Below are 25,253 nucleotides of genomic sequence, written 5' to 3'. Positions count from 1 at the left end.
TGCCTGCGCCTGTTAGTGGGTGGTCCGTAATGTCCGCGAGTTTTGCTCGATCGACTGTTCGAGGGTGCGGAGGAGTTCTTGTTCGTTATAAGGCTTGGAGAAGTAGGCCGAAGCGCCGAGATTCATGGCCAGTCTGCGGTGCTTATCGCCGCTGCGAGAGGTCAGCATGAGAATGGGGAGATTTGCCAGTTCGGCGGTGGCGCGGACGCGGGCGAGGACGCCATAACCGTCCAGTCGAGGCATCTCGATATCGCAGATGGCGGCGTCAACGGTCAGGCCGCCGAGCAGTTTTTCGATCGCCTCTTGACCGTCTTTAGCCTGTTCGACGCGGTATCCCGCTCGCTCCAGAGTAATTGCCAAGAAGCGGCGCACGTTAATGGAATCGTCGATCGCCATCACCGTTCTCTTTTGGGGTACAGCCTCCAGACGAACTGGAGGGGTGGCGTTGGAGACAGCGGCGACAGCCTCGGTGAAGAGCGCAGCAGTCGAGGTCTCAAATGCCTCGTCCGGGCGATTGGCAACCCGATCGCGGCTGGCAATCTGCTCTAACAGTTGCATGGGGTCGGCGAGGGGGACGACCTGGCCGTCGCCGAGAATGGTGCAGCTCGTAAAGCCTTGGGGAAGCTGGATCGGGCCTTCCACAGGACGGATAGCGATTTCTCGTTCGCCCCAAAAGCGATCGAACACGAGACCAGTCAAATCATTGCCCTGGCTAATCATCAGCACAATAGGCTCGGAAATTTTAGCATTCATGCGAGTCTCGCTCGCTTGGCGCGCACTGCGAAACTCCAAGCTGCGATCGACACGAATCAGGGGCACCATAAAGCCCTCCCAATCGAGCACTTCCCGCTGGTTGGCCGTGCGGATAGCTCCCTCCTCGAGCAGCACGACTTCTTCTACCGCATTCGTGGGAATGCCGAGGGTGAGGCCAGCGGTTTCGACCAGCAAGACTCGGAAGATGGTCAGGGTGAGGGGTACGCGAATGGTGAAGGTCGTACCGACCCCGACTTCGGTTTCCACAGCAACCTCGCCGCGCACCTGTCGCAAATTGGTGCGGACCACATCCATACCCACGCCACGGCCCGAGAGTTGGGTGACCTTGGCGGCGGTGCTAAACCCGGGCTCGAAGATCAAGTCGAGCAGATCGGCCTGACTGGCGCGATCGAGCGAGGTGCTATCGAGCGCCAGCTCGCGAGCCCGAGCGCGCAGTTTTTCGACATCGATGCCTCTGCCGTCATCTCGCAGGGTAATGACCGTGCTGTTGCCCTGGTGGGCAGCACGAATTTCGATCGTGCCCTGGGAGGGCTTGCCAGCGGCTTGTCGGGTGGCGGGGTCTTCAATGCCGTGGTCGAAGGCATTGCGCAGCAGATGCATGAGCGGATCGCTCAAGCACTCCAGCATAGAGCGTTCCATCAAGGTAGACTCGCCGGAGACTATCAGGTTGACCTGTTTGCCAAACTGAAGCGATAAATCGCGTACTGCGCGGGGGAAGCGACTGACCAAATCCGAGAGGGGCCGCATCCGCGTTTGGGTCATTTGGGTCTGGAGTTGTTTGGCGGTCTGATTCAGATCGATGGTGGTTTGGGAGGTCTCGTTCAAGTGCAATTCCAGATCGGCAGCGACTTCTTGAATTTGAACGATGGTCTCCATGTGCGTCTGAGAGAGGAGGTGCAGGTCGGTATAGCGATCCATCTCCAGGGCATCGAAGCGTTCTATGGCAGACATGTCGCCACCGAGGGCCGATAGAGGTGTTGTGAGGATGGTACGATCGCCGCTGCTGCTGCCTTTACTGTTGTTCTTGCTCTTACCGTTACCGTTGGCAGGGGCGAGGAGGTGGGATGTCGAGACCGGGGTTGCCGACGCGGTTCGATCGTAGAAGGTACGGAGCAGCGAATTGGACTGTTCTAGAGTATGAACCCGCGATCGCATGGTGTAAACAAGATCGTGAAGGGATTCCAGATTGAGGCTGAGGGCATTGCGTTCGATCGCCAACTTGCCCAGCAAATTGTTCAACTGTTCCAGATATTTCACCGGAACGCGCACGGTGATATCCCGAACCTCGGATGTGGGACTGGAGGCTGGGACAGATGCCGCCATTGCCTGGTTTGAGAGGGCTGAAGCAGGGCCCCGGTCGGCAGTGGGTTCAAAACTGTCAGGCTCCGATGTCAGCGAGAACTCTGCTGCAGGTAGGGCACCCTCTAGCTCGATTTGTAAGTCGTCGAAGTCGATGCCCTGGAGCTGGGCCAGATTTTCCAGTTCAGCAAGATCGATCGATTCCGGCTCGGGAAGGCTGCCATCGGGATCGTCCCCAGCGATCTCCGCTTCCTCGGCGATGGAAACCGACTCGGGAATCTCGGCTCCAGCACTGACAGGCTCGACTGCGGGGAAGGGCAAATCTGCCAAATCGATCTGCTCGCTATCCGTCAACTCGGGTATGGCGGAGTCGAAAATCCCTGCCAATTCATCAGTCAGGCGATCGTCACGCTCCTCGACGTCCTCGGCTTGTGTCAGCTCGGGACTCTCCTCTTGCGCGCGAGAGGCTTCAAATAAGGCAGAAAAATGCAGGGCATCTGAATCGAGATCGGCTCCATCGGCTTGGGGGGGAGAATCTGCCAACAGTGAGGCCGAAGTGGAGTCAAGCTCGGCAGCGATTGAAGCAAAATTCTCCGCTGGGGCAACAGCAGTCGGACTGCTGGGAATCGATACCGGTGCAAGGGTCAGTTGCGCGGGCATGTGTTCCACTTGGCCCACCATCACCAAAGCGAGCGATCGCTGCCATGCCTCCAGGGCGGCACGAGCAATCTCGTCCAGCCGCTCGGGCTGCAATCGCAACTGCTGGCCAATGGAAGCGCACAGTTGAGCGAAGCTCTCCATCTGCAAGACCTCGCCCAACTCGCCCAACTCGTCGGCGATCGCGATGACATCTTCCAACAGGCAGGGTTTTCCGGGTGTACTGAGGTCCAACTCCAACTGTTCGACGATGCGGCCCACCTCCCCTTGAAAGAGGACGGCCTGAAGGTCTTCTCCCTCCGCTTCGGAGAGAAGGGCCGTTTCGTCCTCGGGGTTGAGCTCGCCGAGGCGATCGTGCAGTTTCCCCAGCACGGGCTGGATGTGGGTGGCTTGCCAGTCTTTGCTCACTGGCATCGCTTGACGGTGCCGGTCGCTGACCTGCCGCAGCAAATCCACCGTATCTAAAAATAGGCTTTCGAGCTCGGCGTCGAGGGCCACATCGCTTTTGCCCAAACGCAGAATCTTAAAGAAATCCTCCAGTCGGTGGGCCAGCTGGCTGAGGGGAGCATACCGCATCAAACCGGCTCCCCCTTTGATGGAGTGGGCAGCTCGCAAGACAGCATCGAGCCGTTGGGTATCGATCGCGCCAGAGGCAAGCCCCAGCAGGTTGGTTTCGATGGTATCGATATAGTCTCGCGCTTCGTCGAGAAACTGGAGTCGGGCTTCGCGCTCGCTATCTTCGTAAGTCACGATCTAAATCCGATAAGGCACAACTGAAAGGCGTCGGCAGCAGAAAATCTCCTGACCGCTGGCGGCAAAGGGTCTGCCGCCAGCGCAAGCGGGCTTATACGAGGGCGGTTTGGGGAGGACTAGTTGTTTGTTCGCCGACCTTGAAGGTGCCCACAACCCCGGCCAATTCCTCGCTAATCTGCACCGTTTCTTGCAGAGATTCAGAAACTTGGCGCGAAGACTGGGAGGTGACTTCGGAGGTTTTGGCGATCGCCTGCATGAGCGCACTCACCGCCTTTGAGGTTTCAGCCTGCGAGATAGTTTCAGTGGAGATTGACTGCAATAGCGCGTCGATTTGGCGAGACACCTCCTGAATTCGTTCGAGACTGTCTTTGGCGTTTTCTACCAACTTCGTCCCTTCGACCACCTGGGCAGTACCGGTTTCCATCGCGTCCACCACCTCCCCAGTTTCAATCTGAATCGCTTCCACAATCTGCTCGATTTCTTTGGTCGCCGTGGCAGACTGGTCGGCCAGGGCACCCACCTGTTCTGCAACCACTGCGAAACCCTGACCTTCAGCGCCCGCTCGGGCTGCCTCAATCGAAGCGTTGACTGCCAGTAGGTTCGTCTTCAGGGCGATTTCGTTAATCAGCACGACCACCTTAGAAATGCGCTGAGAGGCTTCACCCAATCGCTTCACCTTCTTGGCGGTTCCTGCCACCGTTTCCCGCAGGGTCATAATGCTGTCTACTGTGCGGTCCATCGCTTCGCCCCCTTCATCTGCCGTTTGGGAGGCCAGTTTGGACACTACCATTGCTGAGTCCCTGACTGCAGCGATTGAGAATCTAGGGACTCAGTTACCGGAATTACTACCCGGGTTTCGAGCCAAAATTGTGGACGGGAATCATCTCGGCTCTACCGAACATCGCCTGAAACCCCTTCAGTCCATTGGAGCGGCTCCCTTACCCGGCCAAACTCTAATGGGGACAAGTGGTTGACAATTAAGATAATCGCTAAATCCCCCATTCTGGGGGACTTGACGACAGTGCTAGCTGGGGTTTGGAGACTGGGAAGACGAACCGGCCAATCGCGGTCATTCAAGTTGTAGAACGAAGCCAACAGACTCTCACAAGTCCCCCACTGGTGGGGGATTTAGGGGGCTGAGTGCAATGCCTGAAAACTCCAGGTCTCAACATGGATGAGGTTTATCAATCATTTTGGTAGTGTGCGCTGCTACTGAGCCAATCTGAATTCACATACCCCCGAATGCCTCAATTCCGTTGTGCGGCAGCTAAAAACTCGGACTGTATCCAGTCGCCGAGCTGAATGTCTGCCAGGAGGGTGCCGTTCGGGACCGACTGGTAGCGATCGATATGTGCTGCAATCCAATCCGAGCGAATCTGCAGATCGGGAAAATATAGACCGGGCGAGTCTAGAGATGGGCGAGTGCCCAGAATATGGGAGACGAGATGTAACGAATTATCGGTCCACTGACTGAGTAATGGCATTGCTGCAGCAACCGTCGTTAGCCAATGTTGGGCGGCCATCAAGCCCTGCAAGTAACTCACCACTAGCTCTGGATAAGTGCGGGCGAAGGAACTTCGAGCCACCACGCCGTAGAAAGCGGGTAAGCCGTTCAGATTGCCATCAAACAGATAGCGAAAATTGGCGTTCTCCAAGGCCAGTTCGTGGAACGGAGAGAAATGAACGTAACCGGCGATCGCCCTTTCGGCACCCACCGACATCTGGCGCAACCCATCTCGAACGGGCAGCAGATCCACTTCAGACAGCAGCCCCATTTGGTGCAAGACCCGAATTGCCATGCCGTGGGCAGCGGAACCGTCAGGAACGGCTAGACGTTGCCCGCGCAAATCGTCAATGTCGGTCAAATTTGAGCGGTGGGGAACAATCGCCGCATTGCGGCACCCATCTGGATTGATCGCCACAAAGCCCACCAACACCGTGCGCTCCTGAGTCTCTGCCACAGCAGCATTGCGAGCGGCACTGAGCAGTAACGGATAGTCTCCCAAAATGCCAATGTCGAGTTGGCTGGAATGCAAACCATCCACAATCGGGGTACCCGTGGCAAAATTCTGCCATTGGATATCGAACTCAGGTGCAGCATAGCGACCCGATCGCGGCAAGTAATGTTCTAGCAGTCCCAGCTTTTGCATCGCCAACCCTGCTGTTGCGGTTGGCAACGTTTGATTTTGAATGCCGATGCGAATGGGTAGGGTCGCGATATCTTTTTGGGGGCGAATTGAGATGGAGAATCGAGGCGATCGCAGTTTGGGTCGAAGACTGGCCGAGTTCGAGCGATCTTGCCAAAAAGTTGGTGTCTTTTGAGGAAAATCCTCCAAGAGTTGGAGCAATTTTTGGGTCGGGCTGGCAATTCGATTTTGTCTGCGGGGGGTGCGATCGGCTGCTTCAATAATTTTTTGAATGCGATCGGGCAGGGCGAGGTAAATTCCGGCTGGAAGGGAAAACTCGTGCAGGGGAATTATTTTCAGACAACCCGATTCAACCTCCGATCGAAACTCTAAATTCGAAGCAAACCCCAGGTATCCCCCCTCTAAAATATAGGCTCGCATGAGACTAGTGGTCTCGACCGTCTCGACCCTCGCTAGGTCATCTAAGCCCAACCCCAATTCAGAGACCCGAGCCTCAAACACCGAGCGGCCAACAAAATCTTCTCTCCCCAATACCCAAGGTAGGCCGATCGCATCGCGCAAACTGAGGCAATCCTGTCGAGCCCAAACTGAATCGCTAGCGACAAAGGCACAGTATTGTATCTCAGCAATAGGCTGACAGGCGATCTGACCCCCTTCGCTAAAATCAACTTCAGAAACCCCGAGATTGACATTTCCACTGGCGATCGCGTCATAGATCTCTCGCACTGACTGACAGATTTGTAATTTAACTGCTATATCTGGATAGCTCTGCCGATATCGAAAGATTGATGCCGGTAACCAGCCAGAGGCGATCGCGGGAGAACAAGCAATTTTGAGGGTGCCGCCGCCTCGTTGTTTGTACTGTTCGAGCTTGTGGCAGAGTTGCACTTCTTGCTCGATGAGTGACTGGGATTCATCCAGCAAAAACTGTCCGATTTCAGTCAATTGAACTGTTCGGCCCAAGCGATAGAACAAAGCCGCCCCAATTTCGGATTCGAGCGACTTAATTTTGGCACTCACGGCTGGCTGGGTCAGATTTAGAGAATTTGCAGCTTCTGTAAAACTTAAGTAGTGGGCCACTTGTGAAAAGACTTTCAGTTGATAAATTTCCATCTGATTTTTCTTCCCATTGAAATACGTTATTGATGGATTTCAACTTGCAATGCATCGAGGCTATCCAGGTTAAATTGGCTCACTTAAAATAAGGATGTCTAAATCGAGTTGGCAAAAGTTGATTTTCAGTTCGAGCGCATTGCTCTGGCACAGCCTGCCCGTGCGCTGCGATCGCATTTAATTGCCACCGTTATAAACCCTTCCTGCCAGGAGAAATGTCTATGGCGAGCACTCAGACTCTGACAACAGACGTTCTTGTCGTTGGAGGCGGTACAGCCGGGACGATGGCCGCGATTAAGGCTAAGCAGGCCAATCCCGCAGCCGATGTTCTCATTCTGGAAAAAGCGAATATTCGCCGCAGTGGCGCGATCGCGATGGGCATGGATGGGGTCAACACGGCGGTCATCCCCGGCAATTCCACCCCCGAGCAGTATGTGCGCGAAATCACCATCGCCAACGACGGCATCCTCAACCAGGAGGTGGTCTATCAGACGGGCAAGCTCGGCTACGAGGTGATTCAGGAATTAGATAGCTGGGGGGTCAAGTTTCAGAAAGACGCTTACGGCAACTACGACCTCAAGCAAGTCCACCGGGTGGGGAAATATGTGTTGCCCATGCCGGAAGGCAAAGATTTGAAGAAAATCTTGACCCGCGAGGTCAAGCGCCACAAAGCTCGCGTCACCAATCGCGTCATGGCCACTCGCGTCATGGTGCGCGAAGGCCGAGCTATCGGCGTGACGGGGCTGGATGTGCGCAATGGCGATTTCGCGATCATTCAGGCAAAAGCCGTCATTCTTTCGACGGGAGCCTGCGGTCGTCTGGGGTTACCTCAATCGGGCTATCTCTACGGCACCTATGAAAATCCCACAAACGCGGGCGATGGCTATGCAATGGCCTACCATGCCGGGGCAGAGCTGAGCAATATCGAGTGCTTCCAAATCAATCCCCTGATTAAGGACTACAACGGACCCGCCTGTGCTTATGTTGCCGGTCCCTTTGGAGCCTATACCGCCAATGCGGAGGGCAACCGCTTCGTCAGCTGCGACTACTGGAGCGGCCAGATGATGCTGGAAATTTGGAAAGAGCTGAATTCCGGTCGCGGGCCGATTAGTCTCAAGTTGAACCACCTCGACGAAGATACCATCTCCGAAATCGAAACCATCCTGTGGGCGAACGAACGGCCCAGTCGAGAACGGTTCCACGAGGGCAGAGGGGAAAACTACCGCAGCCACGGCGTCGAGATGGAGATTTCGGAGATCGGTCTGTGCAGCGGGCACAGTGCCTCTGGGGTGCGCGTGGATGCCAAAGCGGCGACCACGGTTCCCGGCTTGTATGCCGCCGGAGATATGGCTTCTGTGCCCCACAACTATATGATTGGCGCGTTTGTCTTCGGTCGAATTGCTGGCACGAATGCGATCGACTATTGCCGCGATTTACCCCATGTGGAGCCGGACCCCGACTTTATTGCCGCCGAAATGGAGCGGGTCTATCGTCCCCTGAATCAACCGGACGGCATTCCCCACACTCAGGTGGAGTACAAATTGCGGCGGTTTGTGAATGACTATCTGCAACCGCCGAAAAACACCCACAAGATGGAGATTGCCTTAGACAAATTCGTCAATTACCACTCCACCCTGGACTTGATGGGGGCGCGCGATCCCCACGAATTGATGCGTTGTATGGAGGTTCATGCCATTCGCGATTGTGCCGAAATGGCGGCCCGTGCCTCTCTGTTTCGCAAGGAAAGCCGTTGGGGACTCTACCACTACCGAGTGGATTATCCAGAGAAAAACAACGAGGAATGGTTTTGCCATACCCATCTCAAAAAAGACGAGTCTGGCAGGATGGCGATCGCTAAAGCTCCGATTGAACCCTATGTGGTGGATGTGGATCTGGAGCGCGAGACCTACGATGTCGCGATCGAAGCATGATGGATTTTTGCACAGCCCGCGATTTGAACTGATGTAAGGAGACAACGAGCGAATGGCTTTAACAACACAGCGTGTGGATGTTCCGGTGATTGTGGATGAATCCAAATGTTTGGAAAAATGTACGGCTTGTATCGAGGTCTGTCCGCTGGACGTGTTGGTGAAAAATCCCGAAACCGGTAAGGCTTATATGAAGTATGACGAATGCTGGTTTTGTTTGCCCTGCGAGAAGGAATGTCCGGTGGACGCGATTACGGTGCAGATTCCTTTTTTGCTGCGCTGATATTGGCTGTTAGATGTTGCACTCGGCCCCCTAAATCCCCCACCAGTGGGGGACTTGTGCGAGATAGTCTACAATCCCCTCAGATATCTGCAGACAAAGCCAATCGCCGTTGTCAACTCCCCCAGAATGGGAGATTTAGGGGGCGAATATAGCGATTTAAATTTAGAGGACAACCTTGAGTATGGATAGCGAACTGGAGCAATGGGTTGAAATGCTGCGATCGCCGGATGAAAGCGATCGCCTCGTAGCCGTCAAAATGCTGCAACATCTGGGGGATGAAGAAGCCCTCGATCCCTTAATTGAGGCGCTCTCTGACAAGAATGTGGGGGTCCAAAAGCTGGTCGTGACGACATTGTGGGAAATGGCCAACCATCGGGCCGTTCGTCCCTTGATTGCTTGCTTGGGTTCGCCGGATGAAAGCGTTCGCTCTGAAGCCTTGGGTGCATTAAAAGAACTGGTAATTCCAGACGATCTCCTACTGCTATTGGATGCCCTCCACCAAGACGACTTCTACATGCGGCTAAACATCACAATTCTGCTGCGGAAGATTCATGACATTCAAGCCTTGCCCTACGTGCTGCCGTTGTTTGCATCCGAGCGGGAGGAGTTGCGAGAAGCAGCAGTGACAACGCTGCGATATCTCAACCAAGTGACCACCTGTCCGCCTGCTCTGGGGTTGATGCAAGACCCATCGCCCTCTGTCCGTCGCGAAACCGCACTGACTTTGAGTTATTTAGCGGATGGAACAGTCGTCGAGTTATTGAATCGGGCTCTCGTAGAAGACAAAGATTGGCAGGTGAGGCGAAATGCCGCTCAATCCTTAGCGATGCTCAAACCCGTTGAATCGGTTCCCGCTCTGAACGCAGCTATGCAGGACGAACATTGGCAAGTGCGCAAGTTCGCGGCTCGGGCCTTGCAACAGGTCTCTGATGACAGCTCCATTCCTGTCTTGGTCAACGCTCTGGCGGACGAATATTCAGATGTGCGCCGCGATGCCGCGATCGCCCTGGGTAACTTGGGCAATCCTGCCGTGCTCAATTCCCTCCAACAGACATTGGACGATCCCGATGCCGACGTGCGCATCTTCTCCCAACGGGCGATCGACCAGATTGAAAAAGCAGGAGCCGAGGTTTAATGGCCGAGCATTCTTCTCCCTTCCGCGCAGCCAGCGAGCCCTCAGATCGCGCCGATACTCCGCCCCCACAGAACGTCACTCGCGAGCGAGAGGCGATCGCCAGCCTCAAGGGCATTGTGGAGCCCAATTTGGGCAAAGACATCGTCAGTTTGGGCATGGTGCGCAATCTTCGCATCGTCGAGGATTACGTTTCGGTGCGCTTGTATATCGGAGCCCATCAACAGTATTTAGAAGCTCGCGTGCTGGCAGCGTTGAATTCCTTGCCTTGGTGCAAAAAAGGGTACGTTCAGCTCTGTTCGATTCCTGGCGTGCGCACAACCCTGGCAATCTCCAGCGGCAAAGGGGGAGTGGGCAAATCGACCACGGCGGTCAATTTAGCTGTGGCGCTGAGCTTGAAGGGGGCAAAAGTTGGTTTGTTGGATGCGGATATCTATGGTCCGAACGTGCCTCAGATGTTGGGGTTGGGGCGATCGGATGTGACAGTAACAGAAACGCCTGAGGGACAGCGTTTCCAACCCTTAGAAGCGTTTGGCATTGAGGTAATGTCTGTGGGATTGTTGGCCGAGCCCGAGCACCCGCTCGCTTGGCGCGGTCCCGTCTTGCACAAAATTATCACTCAATTCATTCACGATGTTGAGTGGGGGGAGCTTGATTACCTGTTAATTGACTTGCCTCCCGGCACTGGCGATGCGCAAATCACCATCGTGCAAGAAAGTCCGATTGCTGGCGCTGTCTTGGTGACGACGCCGCAGCAGGTGGCCTTGGGGGATGTTCGCCGCAGCATTCACATGTTCCGCAATGTGGGGGTGCCGGTGTTGGGGGTGGTGGAAAACATGAGCTACCTGCAACTGGAGAATGGCGATCGCCTGTCAGTATTTGGCAGTGGTGGCGGGGAGCAATTAGCAACGGAATTACAGGCTCCACTTTTGGGACAAGTCCCTCTCGATCCGCGTATTTGCCAGCAGGGTGATGTGGGTCAGCCGATGCCCTTGCTGGAGCCCGAGTCTGAGATAGCAGAAGTGTTTGCAGGCATAGCTGCGGGGTTGATTGCGACTTTTGGCGACGGGGGAGTAGGGGGCGATCGCGAGTTGAGCACCTGTATGCGATCGACCAGTCAACTGTTTTAGATATTCCTGAGTCGGAGTGTGGAGATTGTGGCAATGCCCGATCTGGCTCGGTTCTGGCAGGAAAACTGAGGTAGTGCTGCAAAGTGAGGAATTCTTAAAGATCGCGACTATTTATAACGTTCGATCGACAAACAATCTAAATTTATCCGAGAAAGTCAGCCCTGAAATACTGAATATTTATCAAAAAAAATGAATAAATGTGCTGGCAAGATATACATAGATCGCACCTGACTCGAACACTGTAGCTTTGAGGATATACCCAAAAAGTTTCCACGAGAAAAGCTCTAGAATTATCAGCCTCCCCTCTGAAAATCATCTCACTAGCGCTGTTGCTCGATGCCTTGGCTCCCTAAGTCCCCTACTAGTGGGGGATTTTTGAGAGGTTCTCGGCTACGTTCTACAGCTTCAACAGATCCTACTGCTTTTACTTCCGTCGAAAACTTATAGCATTTTCATGTCTACTCAAGCTCATGAGATTTCAAATTTCCTGGAAGGCCACTGGACATAAATCACCTCAAAAAGCACTCAAGGAGAAAACTAGCATATGGCTACTTATGGTGAATTATTAGAAGCTCTGCCGAACTTTCGCAACTCAGTCTTCCAACTGTCTCCTGCTCCGACTGAATCCGCTCAGCGTGCTTTTATTTCAGCACTTTCTGTCAGAGGTCTTAATGAAACTGAGGCCAACCCCATTGAAAATATTCATGCCACAGGAATCGGTCTCGGAGCCTCTGGAGGTCCGAATGAAAAAAGCCTTGTGCTGAAAGTATTTACCTTTCTTCCCAGTCAGGAAAATATTTTGAGCGCTGGTTTTGAGGGGTTACCTGTTGAAACGGAGGTTTTGCCCATACAGATGGCGCAAGTGGGTCCTCCTCCAGCAGGGAATAAGCTCCAAAGAGCTCGTGTCAGGCCCATCGTTGGCGGAGTCTCGATTAGCCCGCTGAATGTCAATTTTGTTGGAACCCTGGGCTGCTTCGTTGCATCTCCACAGAATCCTAGCGAGATTTTTATTCTCAGCAACAATCATGTAATTGCAGATACCAATCGCCTTCCTTTAGGAACTTCGATTGTGCAGCCGGGTCCAGAAACTGCGCCAACGCAACCGACTGATATTTTTGCCAGCCTCAGCCAGTTCATTCCCATCCAATTTCCTAGTACAGGAGGAACGAGCAATCCTATCAACGAGTTCGATGCTGCGTTTGCAAGGGTTTCGGGCTCTCAGCCCATTGCCGTAGGGAGCATGTTTGGGGGATTGCAATACGATCCTTCTCAAATTGCTTCCCCCGTGCCTGGAATGCGTGTCGCCAAAGTGGGTCGAACCAGTGGCAGAACTCATGGAAGCATTATTAATACTGATATCGATGGCGTCCGGGTAAATTATGGAACACAAATGCAGCCTGTAATTGCAACTTTTAATAATGTCATTCGTATAATGGGTAATGGAGGTACGAACTTTAGCGAACGTGGTGATTCGGGATCCGTTATTCTAAAAGAAGAAACAGGTCATCCAGTTGCATTGTTATTTGCAGGCGCGGGTAATAGCACGTCTGCCTGTGACATCGGCAAACTTTCCCGAACAACGGGCCTATTTCCTGTCTAGAGTTGTGAAAGTAAAGCCATCTCACTAATATTAGTGAATCTTAGGAGACCTGTCCAAATGTCTACCTTGCCCGATCGCCCCGCAGGCATCAAGGAACTCAATCAATCGATCTCGCAGTTACCAACTGTTGACTCTTCTGGTTTAACGATTACCTCTGATGGCCAGTGGGCCATCCAACTATGGTTGAAGCCTGCTGATGATGACGTTATTCAGCAAGTTAAATCTGACATCCTCCAACGCTGTACCCCCTACCCAGTTCTATTTGAGATCTCAGACGAAGAGCCGATGCGCGCGGGTCCCGCCTATCCAGACCGCGAGCGTGCTGGGTTTTCTTCCTCTTGGTAATTTCAGGGGCACAACTCTGGCGAATTGCCAGAGGACTGCGGGTAAACCCAGACGAGGCAGGTCTATTCAAGCACAAGTATTACAAATTGCAGCAGATTCAAACGATGTCATTGTCCTGACAATCAAGAGGTGAAACAATAAAAGTGTAGCTATAGATACAGCCATGAAACAGAATTACGAGTACGGCACAGATAGCGAGCTGACTGCTGTAGGGTTTGGTATCTTTGCCATTGTTTTGATCTTGGCTATCTTGCTCTAGTCAGGCAGATATCAATTGCAACCAGAGGGAACGAGGATAAGCCCCAGTGCAGACCCCGTTTCCTCTGATTTGCTCGTAACGCGGATGCAGCTTAACAACGCTTCTACGCAACCTTAAGACGAACATGCTCGAATTGGTGCAGTTGCGGGGGCAGCGCCTCTTCAGAAGTTGCCTGCATTAACCGAGGAATTTTGGCGCTGTTATAGACCCGGAATTCGCTTTCAACCGTTGCCTCGGCAGTTCGCACAGCCTGATTGAGCACCAAAGAGCCGTCTGGATCGGAGACGGAGCGGTGGAAGGTGCCGGGGGGAATGCGCAGGATGTCGCCATTGGCGTTGAGGCGAACGAGATGGAAGGGCTGTTCCCAGGAAAAATTCACCAAATAGAAGGTTCGTCCCCCCGATAAGGCCAAGAGATTATCCTCTTGCCGGGGATGGAGATAAAACTGCCAGGAACCTGCCGGAGTGTTATTGGGACTGGTGGCGGGGCCGTCGTGATAGACCAGATCGCGGGCATTTGAACCCTTGATGGTGACATCGAAAAATCGCACCTGGGGCGTGTCGCGGAACTTGCTATAGGAGATCAGTTCGAACATAGTCCAACACCAGAAGACGGCAGGTCGGCAATGAATAATCTTTAAGATGACCAATTTGCTGATTAATCTATCGTTGCAAAGCGTAATCTACAACACGATTTTCGACTCGTATTTATGCGAAAAGCGAATTAATGGGAATTCCCGCGAACCGATGTTTTCATCGGCGACTTCTCTGTGTAGGTAGTGCCCGTGAACATAGAGCAACTGCAGATCTTTCAAACGGTGGCACAGTGCCAGAACTTTTCTGCAGCAGCCACAAAACTGGGCATTTCTCAGTCAGCAGTGAGTCGGGCGATCGCCGCTTTAGAAGACGAACTGGGGATTGTACTGCTGGCGCGCGGACGCTTTGGAGCCCGCATAACCGCGATTGGGGAGCAAATGTTAGAGCACGCGCGGCAAATTTTACGCACGCGGGAGTTGATGGAGCGAGAGGCCAATGTCGTGAGAGGTCTGGGGGGAGGGCGAGTGCGGATTGCTTCGTTTCGAAGCGCAGCAACCCATTTGATTCCGCCCTTGTTGGCCAAGCTGACCCAGAAATTTCCCAATATTGAGGTGAGACTGACAGAGAGTGCGCCACTAGAAGTCGAACAGGGGTTGCGCGAAGGGGTGGCCGATATTGGCTTGTTGCCGCTGCCGCGCACGCCAGAATTTGAAACCTGGGAGATTGCTCGGGATGAGTTTGTCGTGTTGTTGCCCGAGGGAACCAGAAGCGAGTCGGGGCAATTGACCTGGAACGAGCTATCGGCCTACTCATTCATTCTCTACAACAATGCAGAATGTACGTCGCTCGTGATAGAGCATTGGGCGAAAGAGGGGCAGAAACTCGACGTGGCTTACGAAATCAAGGAAGATTCCACCATCGTCAGTATGGTGTCGCAAGGACTGGGGGCAACTGTTCTGCCTCGTTTAGCCGCATTGCCGATTCCTCCGGGGGTGGAGGTGTGCCAATTGCCCGTGCCATTAGAGCGATCGATTGGAGCCGCCGTCCTAGCGAATGCAGACCATCCGCCAGCCGTTTTTGCTTTCATCGATTTGCTGAAAGGAACAGGTGTCTTTAGAGACTGTTCGGCTTGAGGCGATCGACCAGCATCACGGCTGTTTCTCCCCTCTCCCTCGGGAGCTATCCATTAGGCAAAAGTAGCTGAACCATAGACAGGCACTAGCTTTGAGAAGCCAGTTGAGCCCCTTCAAGCAAATGGTGGAGTTTGGTCAGCCCTCGCCAAAGCGTCTTCAATCCAGGGTTGCCATCGCCCTTGCGAGCCAAGAAGCCTCCCAATCGAGCAATCCACAGCATTGCCTGTTGCAGAGTGGGTGGCTTTTGAGAGCGACTTTTCGGCACAAACTTGCGTCGTAACAGCCGCCATTCAGCAGGCTGTAAAACGAGCTCACAGGAGGCTTGCGGGGTGAGTCGAGCGCGGTAGGTCAGCCACATCAATCGCCAAGCTACAACGTTGTAGGTTGCCAGAGCCTTGAGCAAGCGCTCATAGCTTTGCAGTTGGAGCTGTTCGATGCCACAGCCACTTTTGAGGGTGAAGTGAAACCGCTCAATCAGCCAGCGGTAGCTATACCAGCGGATGCACTGACAGACCTGCTCGAAGCTCTCAACTGGCAAGCTGGTCAGCAGAAACCAGCGAATCGGCTGAGCGCCATCATCAGGGGGGACGGTTTCTTCCACGAAGATGGCATTGAGGCGCACGGGCTCTAAGCTCGCGGCTTTGAGGTGATGCGATGGCACCTCCAGCGTCACCGCCATCGCCCGCACCTGCAACTGGGCAATGCGGGCCGCTCGCTTGGGATTACGCTGCACTTGCAGGCTCATCGCTCCCAAGACTGGGGCTTGTTCGAGGGTGGGGATGAACTTGCCCAGCTCGTGGCTAAGTTTGCGATTGTGCCTTGCGCGGATGAGTAACTCCCTGTTGTCCGCACGGGGATGGGCAAACAGTTCGAAGATGTCTGCTTCTCGATCGCCAATATGAACCACTTGCTCTTGGCCCGCGAGCTCTCGCTCTACGGCTGCGAGAGTTGCTATCCAGCGATAGCTTTCCTTTTGCTCGATGGGAGTCACTGAGCGTTTTTCTTTCTTCCCGCGCCGCTGTTTGCGATTCCAGATGAATTGACTCAACAGACCTAAGGGTTCTCCCTCGCCGCTCACCGCAAAACAACTGTGGACTTTGATTCCCTGTTGATGGCTTTGATTGATGAAGCCCAGCCCTTCGGTCTGGGGGTGAGTGGTGAAGTCGAAATCCGTTGTGTCTTGAATGGCCAGCACCGTCTTGCCCGTGAGGGCCCGCCTGACCACTCCATCACGATGACTGTCCAGAATGCTGCTCGTGCTCACCTTCGGGTTGGCCCAAAATCGATAGGTTCCTTGGGCCACTGAGGCATTCCCACTCGCCTGAGGCACGCTCGCTGTGGGCTGCTCACTCAAGTCTGTGACGATCTGCCCCAACCGCTTTGCATGTCGCAAATCGGCGAAGTGGATCGGGTTGATTTCTTGGCTGACCCAATCTTGCATGGTTTCTCTCCCTCCGGCTACAACTGCTTCAGTCTCTACTGCAGTTTATAATCCAGTCACAGTAAGCTCTCCATCGACTTGTGCCTAATGGATAGCTCCCTGGGGAGAGGGGCCGAGGGAGAGGGCAATGACAATATTCACCACAGATTCCCCTTCGGCCTCGGATGAAGATTAATATTGAAATAATCTTTCTAAAAACAACCGAGGCAAGACTATCCCGCCTCAGAACCGTCAAACCTCCCTCGCGAATCGATCTCGATTTGACCCAGCCCGACTTGCATCGCTAGTCCTGGCAAGACTTATAAACCACCAGTCAGTCCGTTTGTCTGCCGAGACTCTCCAAGACTCTCCAACTTTCGCCGATCGCATGCTTCCAGCCTGTATAGGAGATGCCGCATGATTGATTCCAGCAGCCAGTCCGCTCCAGAAGCCGAACCGAATGCCAATTCCGCTCCCCCAGCGCCAAAAGCCACCTCTGGTTCCTTCTTCGAGCACAGCCTCAACGGTTTTCAAGCTTGGGCCTTGGAACGTCCCGACAACCCATTAAGCCGATCTATCCTGCCAGTTATCGGGTTTGTGGAAGGGCTGCTCGCCAATCAGCCCACCTATCTAGATGCCAAACGATTGGCCTTCGGCGACAGCTTTTGCTGTGCCGGACAAGTGGTCATGGGCGAGTTCGGAGCCGTCGAAACAGCCCTCACCTCGCCACAGGCCCGCACCTGGCGTCTCGGCACCACCATGCTGGAAGCACAACACGCCCCCAATTTGGATGTGGGGGGCAGGAATCTCTTCTTGCTATCGCTGTCGGATGAAGCAGCTGGCGGCAGCGGCGATCGCGAGGCGTTCAGAGCCTGCATGGAAACGTATTTATTGGGGGATGCGGCGATCGCCCGACAGCAGGACGAAACAGCTCGGCAATTACTCGACCAACTGGCTGCCGATTATGTCGAGATGAACCACGATCCCGGTGGCGACTTCTTTACCGACACGAGTAGAGGTCTCTTGAGGTTCTTCATTCGCTACCTGCACTACGTGCTGTTTGGGCTCGATCCCGATGACAAAGCCTCGATGGATCTGCTGGCCGACCTGCACTACGATCGCCAGGGCACAATTTATTATTCGGCGATCGTCAGCAACATTCTGCTCGCCCTGAATCGGAATGGCTTTCGACAAGTGCCCGCATCGATCGAGCAAGTGGCCACCCTTTACGAGAATTCGCCCGCTCTGGCCAATTTTGAAAGTGACAACCCAGACTTTAAGCACATGACTTCGCGAGAATTGGCGAAGCTCATGGTGGCGATTATGAGCATCGCAGGATTGCAGGGGCCATTGCATTTGGCCTATACCTCAATGGGCCACCGACCGCTGCCGGACTATACGGGTCGAAGCACCAAAGATATCGACCCGACCCACTATTGGGATAAGCTCGACCTCGACGATCGAGACGCACTGCGCCTCTACCTACTCGAATGCGGGCGCTTGTGGGCACCGGTCAGTGCCTCCCACCGCGTAGCAACAGAGCCATTTACCCTTAAAGTTGCGGGTAAAGAGCGCACCTTCCCCGCTGGCACAAAGGTGCTGATTCCCATGAGTTTGGGCTTGCTGAGTCAAGACTTCTGGGGCCCCACCACCTACGAGTTCAATGCCGAGCGGGAGAATCTCTGCCCCTACCACATGGGCTTTCACTCTGTAGGCGATCGCAGTGCGGGGCGCATCTGTCCCGGCAAGACCATTGCCCTCGAAATGCTAATCGATATCTTGAGTGTGGTGGGCAAGACCCGTCGCACGGCCCCTCCCCCTGAAACCACCCCCTAAAACATGAGAGCTCGAAGGCTGTTCCTCCCCTCTCCCTCGGGAGAGGGGCCGGGGGTGAAGGCCAATGCAGCGAGCTTGAATCCCACTTGAAACTGGCTTCACCGACTGCCCTTTCATTTAGGTATAATCCTGGCATCATAAGGACTTAACCTTTCGATTGAGGAAGTGATGCCAGAATATCTGCAGCGTTTACCGAGCTCGTTTTAGTGGCGATCGATCTCCCTGCAGTTACCGTCAGTGGGTTGTGCAAGAGCTTTAAAGGCAAGCCCGCCGTGCGAGATGTCACATTTGCAGTTCAGCCAGGAGAGATGCTGGCCTTGGTGGGAGCGTCAGGTTCTGGCAAGTCTACCCTGTTACGCATCCTGAATGGATTGCATGCAGCAGAAAGCGGCACGGTAGAGGTTTTTGGCACCCCACTGCAATCGAATGGCCGGGTTCATACCAGCGTGCGGCAGTTGCGCAGCCAGATCGGATTTATCTTTCAGCAATTCAACTTAGTGCGTCGCTTAACCGTTTTAGAGAATGTGTTGGCGGGCAATTTGGCGCGGGTGTCTCTTTGGCGATCGGCTCTGCGGCTGTTTTCACGAGCGGAGAAGTTACAAGCCCTAGCCGCATTGGAGCGGGTGGGGATTTTAGAGCAAGCCCACAAGCGAGCGTCTTTGTTGTCTGGCGGCCAACAGCAGCGGGTGGCGATCGCCCGCTGTTTGGTGCAAGGGGCCAGCATGATTCTGGCGGACGAGCCCATTGCCTCCCTCGATCCCGAGTCTGCCCGCAAGATTATGGAATTGCTGGACGGGCTCAATCGCGACGGCATTACTGTGATTGCCTCCCTCCACCAAGTGCAAATGGTGCGTCGCTACTATCCCCGTGCCATTGCCCTGCAAAACGGCGCTGTCCAGTTTGACGGTTTCACCCGCAACCTCAGCGACGACCGACTGGACGCCATCTACGGCACTGCCGCCGAAGAGTTGGTTGCCCGCGGCCATGCCTACGCCTGACTATATTTTCCCACTTCACTATGCAAGACTCTTTCGACATTCAGCTCCCGTCCGCAAAACTCGATTTCAGCCCTGCCGCCCGCGCCATGCTCGATCGCGAGCGCAAGCGCATCACCCCCATCAAAGTGGGCTTTTGGCTCATGGGGCTGGTCATTCTCGCGATCGCATTTCAGCAGTCTGAGGTCAACCCCTTTAAGTTGATTCGCAATGCTGACAACATGCGGCAGTATATGGCGGCCTATTTCCCCCCCGATTGGGTTGACTGGAAGCTCTATCTCGAAGATACGTGGGTAACGATCGCGATGGGGATTTGGGGAACGTTGCTGGCGGCGATCGCTGCGGCTCCGCTGGCGTTGCTGGCTTCGAATAATATCTCGCCGGTTTGGGTGGTGCAGCCGGTTCGTCGCCTACTGGATGCCATGCGGGCGATTAACGAGATTGTGTTTGCGCTGATTTTTGTGGTGGCGGTGGGGTTGGGGCCGTTTGCCGGAGTATTGGCTCTCTCCGTGCATACGGCGGGCACCCTCGGCAAGCTGTTTTCGGAGGCGGTGGAGGCGATCGAGTCTGGGCCGGTGGAGGGGATTCGGGCGACGGGGGCGAGTAAGGTTCAGGAAATTGTGTTTGGGGTGTTGCCTCAGGTGATGCCGCTGTGGACCTCGTTTACGCTCTATCGCTTTGAGTCAAATGTGCGTTCTGCTTCGGTTTTGGGCATTGTGGGGGCTGGCGGGATTGGGGTATCGCTATACCAAAGTTTTGGGGCCTTTCAGTACGGTAAAGTTTGCGCTATTTTGATCGTTCTGATTGCGGCCACGAGTACGATTGATTTTCTGTCTTCGTTGCTGAGGAAACAACTGGTTTGAGCAGTGCTGAAAATATTAGCTTAGTGGATCGATCGTTAGACCTTTAGCCAATGTCTCGATCTTTATGATGGTAGATAATCACTCAAAGCTCGACTTCCCAATCTTCAATCTACAACCCCTCAACCCGCTCAAACTCCCACCTTATTAAACCTCGTTCATGTTGAGACCTGGAGTTTTCAGACATTGCACTCAGCCCCCTAAATCCCCCACTAGTGGGAGATTTAGGGGGCTAATGCAGCGATCGACAGCGTTAGTGAGGGAGACTAAAAGTGCCTCATTAAAACTACAGGTTTCTGACTAGACTTAGTTTATATGTAAGGAGGCTAATTGCTTAATAATGCGCGAAACCCTGCCTGATTAAAATGTTTGTCAGCAGTTAATGCATCAGTAATTCCTCGATTCTGCATCACTATGAATGATATACAGTCAACTAAGCCCCATTCTTTGTCGTTTCGTTGTTTGAACAGATTAAATGCCGTTGTGTATAAATCACCTGTCAGTAATACAGCTTCAACATTGGGATCGGCTTCTAGAGATTCCAAAAGTTGGACTGCGGCTATTCTATAGCTTTCTTTGGAAATTGCGTTGCCAATTTCTAGCAAGATTGCCTGAGTGGTCACTAAGCGGGTTCTTTTATCCTCAAGCTGATTGGCAAGCTCAATGGCTTGTAAATGATTTCGATCCGTAAGGGAAGATAAAGCAATAGCAAAGGAAGTGCCTAGAAACGCTTCATTCATCAATAGAAATGGTTTCTCCATATAAATAATGGTCAACTTTTTCAGACCAATCTGGATCGCCCTGTAATTGTAAAGACTTAGCAGTTTGAAGAAATGTTTCAGATCTTTTTTGTTTGTTGGGCAATACACTTTCAACGATGACCCGAACCCTCGTACCTACGGCCAGGTTTAAGGGTGTCTCCAGTTGAAGGGCTGTGCCATCAAATATTGCTTCTAATGCTTGGAGCATGGTTCTCTAAGGTTATGGACTCTCTTCAGGATAGCCTAGCCTACCTGGGTTAGCGATCGCCGCGCTCCGTGTTTTGTGGAGTCTTGCAATATCCCCCTTTTCTGCCAAATCGTCAGAAACACTATAAACGAAGCCTCATTTGAAATTTTCGCTGATTGCTGAATATACTGGAGAGTAGGAGTTTTTGACTCTAGAATAAGTGATTTCAGGTGCTGCCTGCCCTACTCTTTACTTCTCTAGCTGCGACAGGAAAGGAAGCTTGGAAAAATAGCAACCTGGCATTTTTGTCCATATTTTACGATCGCCTTGCAGAATCAAAACTTGCTAGCTTCGTGAAAGGTAGCGTCAGGCTCAATTAGCTGAGAGTCCAATCGGTATTCATTGGCTAAAGCAAGATCGGGTTAGGCATACATCAGTCGACCTTTTGGTGAGGGAATAGAACGACCCAGCTCGTTAGCCGTTTCTATCCACTCTCGAATTACGATCTCTGCATTGGTGACAGCCTCTTGATAAGTTTTACCATCTGCCATGCAACCAGACAATTCTGGTACCTCTACGATGAATGCGCTATCTTCGTCACTCCAGTAGATGACTAGTTCGTACCTAATCGACATCTCGACCTCCTAAACCATATTTGACAATCATATTTCTGATTTGCTTAACCTGATAAGGCTTTGCTTTGTCATTCTTTGGCTGTATATTGATAATCTCCTCGATATCACTTTTCGTGAAAATTATGACGATCTCCTCTAACTCTTTCGCTAAATCCGAGACGAATTAGCAGTTGGCAAAGCTCTGAAAAGTTTATATTTGCATCCGATCTACCACCTAGAATCTTTTGCTGCAGCTTCTCATATTTACCCATTTATCATCCAATTAAACTTTTAGAGAGATCGCCCGGACAGTCTAAGTCAGACCATCCTTGCCAATATAATGCCTAACTACCGCCGTGCTTAAATTCCTGGCGATACCTTTTCCTCATCTGGGTTGCCGGATCGCCCTGCTCCGCTGTTTACAGAGTCTCACAACATCACCCTTTTCCAGCAAGCTGTCAGACTAGCTATAAACTACTCCCTTCCCGGTGTAAGCTCGCATAGGCCAGAAACAGTCCAAATAGGCGCGATTAGAGTAAAAAGACTACCCAATTATGGAGCGGGAAGGGAGGAAGCCCCATCAGCAGCCGGCGTGCAAGAGTTTTATTAATTATCTTTTGAAATTCGTGCAAAAATAAGGACCAGAACGATTTTAAAACAAAGTAGATTGTTGAGGATCTTCCCGATCTTGAAAAGATTTAACCCAATATTTTAGTGTTTGTGCCCGTCGTCCTACTGTCGTATTAGCTAGATTAGAACATTGAGAATTTAGGAAAGCCTCGGCAGATTCTGGGTCGAGGTCAATTGCAGATTGAGCTTTACTGTAACGAAGCCATGCAAATCCTACTGGCGAACTTTCAAACAACATCATAGCAACATTATATCTCTCATTTTTTTCGAGACTAATGAGATACTGCCCTCGACTTGTAATTGAACCGCTCTCGTTTAGTAAATCCAATACGCGGGCTGCATGCTTATAGTAGTTAACTTGTCTTGGCGACAAAGATAGGTTGTAGCCAAGACGAACATCTCCATCCTTCATTAACTCAAGCATTCTGAACAGCTTGTTGAGATCATCTGCTTGGGGAACTTCTTTTGATTCGACTCTTTGTTGATTGAAATCAATGAGAGCTAATCTAAGATCTTGAACAATTGAATGAGAGATTACAAGGGAAGGATGCTCTGACTCGGAGTTGATCTTCGCAGATAATGTTAATCTATTTTTATAGAGCAATCCTAGAAACAGTTCAAGCAGTTTACAGCTCTGATGGTTAAGACTTTCACTGATTTGTCCAGGAGTAGGCGAATCTATCAAAGTGCGAAGAGTATTAAAAAAATTAGGAAGTTTAGGTCCTGCATCTGTCTGAAGCTCAAAAGTCAGAGACCCAACACTTGCGCTTACAGGCACAGGAGGCACATCTAAAACAGAATGAATAAGTTTTGACCAACTTGCTGCAACAGACGCTAGTGATTCAAAAGCAATCGCTGCATTTGACATCGGTCGATTCACAACGATCTTGTGTATGAGGTTGCCCGTATGTACATCCATTACGATATCATTTTCAGAAAAGAATCCTTCATCAGAGACTAGAAAATCTTCATCAGGAGGAAGTAAATCTCGTGCTAGTTCATTAGGGGTAAGCACTTCTACTGATGATTGTGCTTGATTGGTTAGCCGAATTAAGAAGATTACTCCATCTTCTGGCTCTGTATAAATACTTCTCAAATCAAGCTTGCCAGAGACGAGGTGAGCGATCCTGCTCTCAGATACTGATGAATATAGCCACAAGGTCTCGTCTTCTTGCTCATCGGCCCAGAAGGCAACATAACGATTGCCCGTAGCATTCTCGGCGATGAAAAGACGAGGACCATCGTACCAGTCAAGAATCTCAACTATCCTCAACTTACCTAGCGAGGTATCAAGAGGAAGAAAACTACTCAAGATGCCTCCCCGTCAATAATAAAATCTGGGTGTATAAGCGATCCATTGCGTCTCCAGACAGTAAAATGTGAATCCCCTTGTCTGTTTGTAGGTAACTGAACACCATGTTCTTCCTTCAGGGTTCCTTTAGCAATGCGACGATTACGGAAGGGTTTGTAACGATTCCTCGTCCGCTTGCTACATTCTAACTGACGATGAAATGATACTCCACAAGCTATCCAAATCTTATCGTCCTTAAATTTACGTTCGGGTCGCTCTTCGATGTTGGACAAAAAGTCTGAATCTGATGGAGGAATGCTTGCGACCAGCCGAAAAGCTTCTCCTTCAGCTGAGGTAGCACTGTCTGGAGGAACCCCTTCAGGGAAAAAATCAGGCCATTCCGATCTTTGGGTCATTTCAGTATCCCCATTTGCTCCTTAAAGTAGTCTTCTGATAGCTTTCCAGTCATCGAAGAAATACGTTCATCAGACAAAGCAACAGCTTCAGAATTCGAGTCACAACCTAGAAAGTGACGACCTAAGTTGACTGAAGCTATACCTACCGAGCCTGATCCAACAAAGGGATCTAAGATTACTTCTCCGACCTGGGTGCTTTGCTTGACAAGAACTTCAGATACTTTGTAGGGCTTTTCCGTTGGATATCCTCTATGAATTCTGGGATATTCAATGATGTCAGGAACTCCAAGATCATTGAGTTTTCGTTTTCCTTTCTCAAAGAATAAAATAAACTCATATCTACTCCGATAGTGATACCCCATGCCTATCCGCTGCTTGTCCCAAACAAGAGGCTTCCAAAACCGAAAACCAACAGACTCAGCTATCGGCTTTACCACAAACATTGTAGTTTGATCACAGAAAAGATAAAAGTGAGAGTTCTTCTTTAATACCCTAAATAAATGAATCAACAATTCTTCAAATCGATTATTTGGAAAAATATCGAACCATTTATTACTTGAAGCTTTGCTTTGCTTGAGTCGAGTAGTTGTTCCAACCTTGCGATGTTTTTCTAGTGATTCATAAGGAGGATCGGTAATAATACAATCAATAGTGCAATCTGATATAGATTCCAAATACTCAACTGCATCCATGACCAATAGATAATAGTAGGATGGCATCCAAAATCCTTGCTCACTGTTAACACTACGCTGATTAACGTAGCTCAACGACCGACGTATGGTACTAAGGTATGTAATGCTTGTCAACTTCAAACCTCGACGGTAAAGCAAAGGGAGTAGGCTGTATCCTAAAATAACTAACTAGCGATTAGGCTGAACCTTTCTGCCTAAGATCCCTCAAAAGTCTGATTAGGCAGAGACTTTCAGTTTGACTCCCCAATTTGGGTGTTTAACTTTGCATGTTTTACGCATAATATCCCTAATTTAGACGTTTGGACCGATTCTTGCGGTCTTCCCTGAGATTTTCGTATCCTTTTGTCGGACTAGTGTGCCAAGGTAGGTGACTAGGGCGGTAGCACAGGTTCGTCCCCCATATAACAACGCCCAAAGAACCTAGTGGCGTGAATGGCTTGCCCTGCACATAGGTATCAACTC

The 25,253-nt window shown here is 51.9% G+C and carries 22 protein-coding genes; 11 read left to right on the top strand and 11 right to left on the bottom strand.

Going from position 1 to position 25,253, the window contains the following annotated elements; all coding sequences use genetic code 11:
• Positions 1 to 12: 12 nt before the first annotated feature.
• Entirely contained in the window at positions 13 to 3,480 is a 3,468-nt protein-coding gene (locus SYN7336_RS10735; protein ID WP_017325941.1) for a hybrid sensor histidine kinase/response regulator, read from the bottom strand.
• A gap of 94 nt (positions 3,481 to 3,574) precedes the next feature.
• Positions 3,575 to 4,273, bottom strand: a complete 699-nt coding sequence (locus SYN7336_RS10730; protein WP_017325940.1) for a methyl-accepting chemotaxis protein — start codon at positions 4,271 to 4,273, stop codon at positions 3,575 to 3,577.
• Here SYN7336_RS10730 and SYN7336_RS25410 point away from each other — a divergent pair.
• On the top strand, positions 4,260 to 4,457 hold the full coding sequence (locus tag SYN7336_RS25410; RefSeq protein ID WP_038025897.1) for a hypothetical protein: 198 nt from the start codon (positions 4,260 to 4,262) through the stop codon (positions 4,455 to 4,457). The genes SYN7336_RS10730 and SYN7336_RS25410 overlap by 14 nt on opposite strands.
• 273 nt (positions 4,458 to 4,730) lie before the next feature.
• Here the strand turns inward: SYN7336_RS25410 and SYN7336_RS10725 are convergent, their stop codons facing one another.
• Positions 4,731 to 6,743 (bottom strand): LysR substrate-binding domain-containing protein, encoded by a 2,013-nt coding sequence (locus SYN7336_RS10725; protein WP_017325939.1) that lies wholly within the window; start codon positions 6,741 to 6,743, stop codon positions 4,731 to 4,733.
• Positions 6,744 to 6,964: 221 nt separating this feature from the next.
• On the opposite strand from SYN7336_RS10725, the gene SYN7336_RS10715 reads away from it, so the two are divergent.
• The 6 genes from SYN7336_RS10715 to SYN7336_RS10690 all read left to right on the top strand — a co-directional run bounded on the left by SYN7336_RS10715 (position 6,965) and on the right by SYN7336_RS10690 (position 13,161).
• Entirely contained in the window at positions 6,965 to 8,674 is a 1,710-nt protein-coding gene (locus SYN7336_RS10715; protein WP_156820112.1) for a fumarate reductase/succinate dehydrogenase flavoprotein subunit, read from the top strand.
• Between the two features lie 52 nt (positions 8,675 to 8,726).
• Positions 8,727 to 8,954 (top strand): ferredoxin family protein, encoded by a 228-nt coding sequence (locus SYN7336_RS10710; RefSeq protein ID WP_017325937.1) that lies wholly within the window; start codon positions 8,727 to 8,729, stop codon positions 8,952 to 8,954.
• Between the two features lie 181 nt (positions 8,955 to 9,135).
• Positions 9,136 to 10,089 (top strand): HEAT repeat domain-containing protein, encoded by a 954-nt coding sequence (locus SYN7336_RS10705; protein WP_017325936.1) that lies wholly within the window; start codon positions 9,136 to 9,138, stop codon positions 10,087 to 10,089.
• On the top strand, positions 10,089 to 11,216 hold the full coding sequence (locus tag SYN7336_RS10700; RefSeq protein ID WP_017325935.1) for an Mrp/NBP35 family ATP-binding protein: 1,128 nt from the start codon (positions 10,089 to 10,091) through the stop codon (positions 11,214 to 11,216). Before SYN7336_RS10705 ends, SYN7336_RS10700 begins: the two co-directional genes overlap by 1 nt.
• A 544-nt stretch (positions 11,217 to 11,760) precedes the next feature.
• Positions 11,761 to 12,816, top strand: a complete 1,056-nt coding sequence (locus SYN7336_RS10695) for a hypothetical protein (protein ID WP_017325934.1) — start codon at positions 11,761 to 11,763, stop codon at positions 12,814 to 12,816.
• Between the two features lie 57 nt (positions 12,817 to 12,873).
• Complete coding sequence (locus SYN7336_RS10690) at positions 12,874 to 13,161, top strand: hypothetical protein (protein WP_017325933.1); 288 nt, start codon at positions 12,874 to 12,876, stop codon at positions 13,159 to 13,161.
• A 362-nt stretch (positions 13,162 to 13,523) separates the two neighbouring features.
• Here SYN7336_RS10690 and SYN7336_RS10680 read toward each other — a convergent pair whose 3' ends face one another.
• Positions 13,524 to 14,015 carry a cupin domain-containing protein gene (locus tag SYN7336_RS10680; RefSeq protein ID WP_017325931.1) on the bottom strand — a complete coding sequence of 164 codons (492 nt, stop codon included), beginning with the start codon at positions 14,013 to 14,015 and terminating at the stop codon, positions 13,524 to 13,526.
• A gap of 189 nt (positions 14,016 to 14,204) precedes the next feature.
• Between SYN7336_RS10680 and SYN7336_RS10675 the strand changes: the two genes are divergently transcribed.
• A complete protein-coding gene (locus tag SYN7336_RS10675) occupies positions 14,205 to 15,089 on the top strand; it encodes a LysR family transcriptional regulator (RefSeq protein ID WP_026100887.1) in 885 nt (294 codons plus the stop codon).
• A gap of 85 nt (positions 15,090 to 15,174) precedes the next feature.
• On the opposite strand, the gene SYN7336_RS10670 is transcribed toward SYN7336_RS10675, so the two are convergent.
• Positions 15,175 to 16,530 carry an IS4 family transposase gene (locus tag SYN7336_RS10670; RefSeq protein ID WP_017324427.1) on the bottom strand — a complete coding sequence of 452 codons (1,356 nt, stop codon included), beginning with the start codon at positions 16,528 to 16,530 and terminating at the stop codon, positions 15,175 to 15,177.
• A gap of 396 nt (positions 16,531 to 16,926) precedes the next feature.
• On the opposite strand from SYN7336_RS10670, the gene SYN7336_RS10665 reads away from it, so the two are divergent.
• The 3 genes from SYN7336_RS10665 (at position 16,927) to phnE (ending at position 20,203) form a co-directional block, all read left to right on the top strand.
• Complete coding sequence (locus SYN7336_RS10665) at positions 16,927 to 18,345, top strand: hypothetical protein (RefSeq protein ID WP_017325929.1); 1,419 nt, start codon at positions 16,927 to 16,929, stop codon at positions 18,343 to 18,345.
• A gap of 206 nt (positions 18,346 to 18,551) precedes the next feature.
• Positions 18,552 to 19,343, top strand: coding sequence for a phosphonate ABC transporter ATP-binding protein (gene phnC, locus SYN7336_RS10660; RefSeq protein ID WP_017325928.1), 792 nt, complete (start codon positions 18,552 to 18,554; stop codon positions 19,341 to 19,343).
• A gap of 20 nt (positions 19,344 to 19,363) precedes the next feature.
• On the top strand, positions 19,364 to 20,203 hold the full coding sequence (gene phnE, locus SYN7336_RS10655) for a phosphonate ABC transporter, permease protein PhnE (RefSeq protein ID WP_017325927.1): 840 nt from the start codon (positions 19,364 to 19,366) through the stop codon (positions 20,201 to 20,203).
• 323 nt (positions 20,204 to 20,526) lie between these two features.
• Here phnE and SYN7336_RS10650 read toward each other — a convergent pair whose 3' ends face one another.
• From SYN7336_RS10650 to SYN7336_RS25405, 6 genes are all read right to left on the bottom strand, one after another.
• A complete protein-coding gene (locus tag SYN7336_RS10650) occupies positions 20,527 to 20,940 on the bottom strand; it encodes a type II toxin-antitoxin system VapC family toxin (RefSeq protein WP_026100886.1) in 414 nt (137 codons plus the stop codon).
• Entirely contained in the window at positions 20,933 to 21,169 is a 237-nt protein-coding gene (locus SYN7336_RS28835) for a hypothetical protein (RefSeq protein WP_071590767.1), read from the bottom strand. Before SYN7336_RS28835 ends, SYN7336_RS10650 begins: the two co-directional genes overlap by 8 nt.
• A gap of 401 nt (positions 21,170 to 21,570) precedes the next feature.
• The gene (locus tag SYN7336_RS10645; protein WP_017325925.1) at positions 21,571 to 21,783 is read right to left on the bottom strand and encodes a type II toxin-antitoxin system HicB family antitoxin; all 213 of its coding nucleotides are present in this window, start codon (positions 21,781 to 21,783) and stop codon (positions 21,571 to 21,573) included.
• Between the two features lie 631 nt (positions 21,784 to 22,414).
• Entirely contained in the window at positions 22,415 to 23,704 is a 1,290-nt protein-coding gene (locus tag SYN7336_RS10640) for a DUF6575 domain-containing protein (protein WP_017325924.1), read from the bottom strand.
• Positions 23,701 to 24,099 (bottom strand): hypothetical protein, encoded by a 399-nt coding sequence (locus SYN7336_RS30800; RefSeq protein ID WP_071590766.1) that lies wholly within the window; start codon positions 24,097 to 24,099, stop codon positions 23,701 to 23,703. The genes SYN7336_RS10640 and SYN7336_RS30800 overlap by 4 nt, the downstream gene beginning before the upstream one ends.
• Positions 24,096 to 24,791: a site-specific DNA-methyltransferase gene (locus tag SYN7336_RS25405; RefSeq protein WP_017325923.1), complete on the bottom strand. Its 696-nt coding sequence runs from the start codon at positions 24,789 to 24,791 to the stop codon at positions 24,096 to 24,098. Before SYN7336_RS25405 ends, SYN7336_RS30800 begins: the two co-directional genes overlap by 4 nt.
• Positions 24,792 to 25,253 lie beyond the last annotated feature (462 nt).

The sequence above is a fragment of the Synechococcus sp. PCC 7336 genome, assembly GCF_000332275.1.
In the GTDB taxonomy this organism is placed as follows: Bacteria; Cyanobacteriota; Cyanobacteriia; order Thermostichales; family PCC-7336; genus PCC-7336.
Note: the sequence above shows the minus strand (reverse complement) of the source record. Positions and strands in the feature narration are given on the sequence as shown.

Bases quoted from the DNA above. Each gene is read 5' to 3' on its own strand.
- SYN7336_RS10730 (WP_017325940.1), bottom strand. From the start codon at position 4,273: ATGGTAGTGTCCAAACTGGCCTCCCAAACGGCAGATGAAGGGGGCGAA.
- SYN7336_RS10725 (WP_017325939.1), bottom strand. From the start codon at position 6,743: ATGGAAATTTATCAACTGAAAGTCTTTTCACAAGTGGCCCACTACTTA.
- SYN7336_RS10715 (WP_156820112.1), top strand. From the start codon at position 6,965: ATGGCGAGCACTCAGACTCTGACAACAGACGTTCTTGTCGTTGGAGGC.
- SYN7336_RS10710 (WP_017325937.1), top strand. From the start codon at position 8,727: ATGGCTTTAACAACACAGCGTGTGGATGTTCCGGTGATTGTGGATGAA.
- SYN7336_RS10705 (WP_017325936.1), top strand. From the start codon at position 9,136: ATGGATAGCGAACTGGAGCAATGGGTTGAAATGCTGCGATCGCCGGAT.
- SYN7336_RS10700 (WP_017325935.1), top strand. From the start codon at position 10,089: ATGGCCGAGCATTCTTCTCCCTTCCGCGCAGCCAGCGAGCCCTCAGAT.
- SYN7336_RS10695 (WP_017325934.1), top strand. From the start codon at position 11,761: ATGGCTACTTATGGTGAATTATTAGAAGCTCTGCCGAACTTTCGCAAC.
- SYN7336_RS10690 (WP_017325933.1), top strand. From the start codon at position 12,874: ATGTCTACCTTGCCCGATCGCCCCGCAGGCATCAAGGAACTCAATCAA.
- SYN7336_RS10680 (WP_017325931.1), bottom strand. From the start codon at position 14,015: ATGTTCGAACTGATCTCCTATAGCAAGTTCCGCGACACGCCCCAGGTG.
- SYN7336_RS10670 (WP_017324427.1), bottom strand. From the start codon at position 16,530: ATGCAAGATTGGGTCAGCCAAGAAATCAACCCGATCCACTTCGCCGAT.
- SYN7336_RS10665 (WP_017325929.1), top strand. From the start codon at position 16,927: ATGATTGATTCCAGCAGCCAGTCCGCTCCAGAAGCCGAACCGAATGCC.
- phnE (WP_017325927.1), top strand. From the start codon at position 19,364: ATGCAAGACTCTTTCGACATTCAGCTCCCGTCCGCAAAACTCGATTTC.
- SYN7336_RS10650 (WP_026100886.1), bottom strand. From the start codon at position 20,940: ATGAATGAAGCGTTTCTAGGCACTTCCTTTGCTATTGCTTTATCTTCC.
- SYN7336_RS28835 (WP_071590767.1), bottom strand. From the start codon at position 21,169: ATGCTCCAAGCATTAGAAGCAATATTTGATGGCACAGCCCTTCAACTG.
- SYN7336_RS10645 (WP_017325925.1), bottom strand. From the start codon at position 21,783: ATGTCGATTAGGTACGAACTAGTCATCTACTGGAGTGACGAAGATAGC.
- SYN7336_RS30800 (WP_071590766.1), bottom strand. From the start codon at position 24,099: ATGACCCAAAGATCGGAATGGCCTGATTTTTTCCCTGAAGGGGTTCCT.
- SYN7336_RS25405 (WP_017325923.1), bottom strand. From the start codon at position 24,791: ATGGATGCAGTTGAGTATTTGGAATCTATATCAGATTGCACTATTGAT.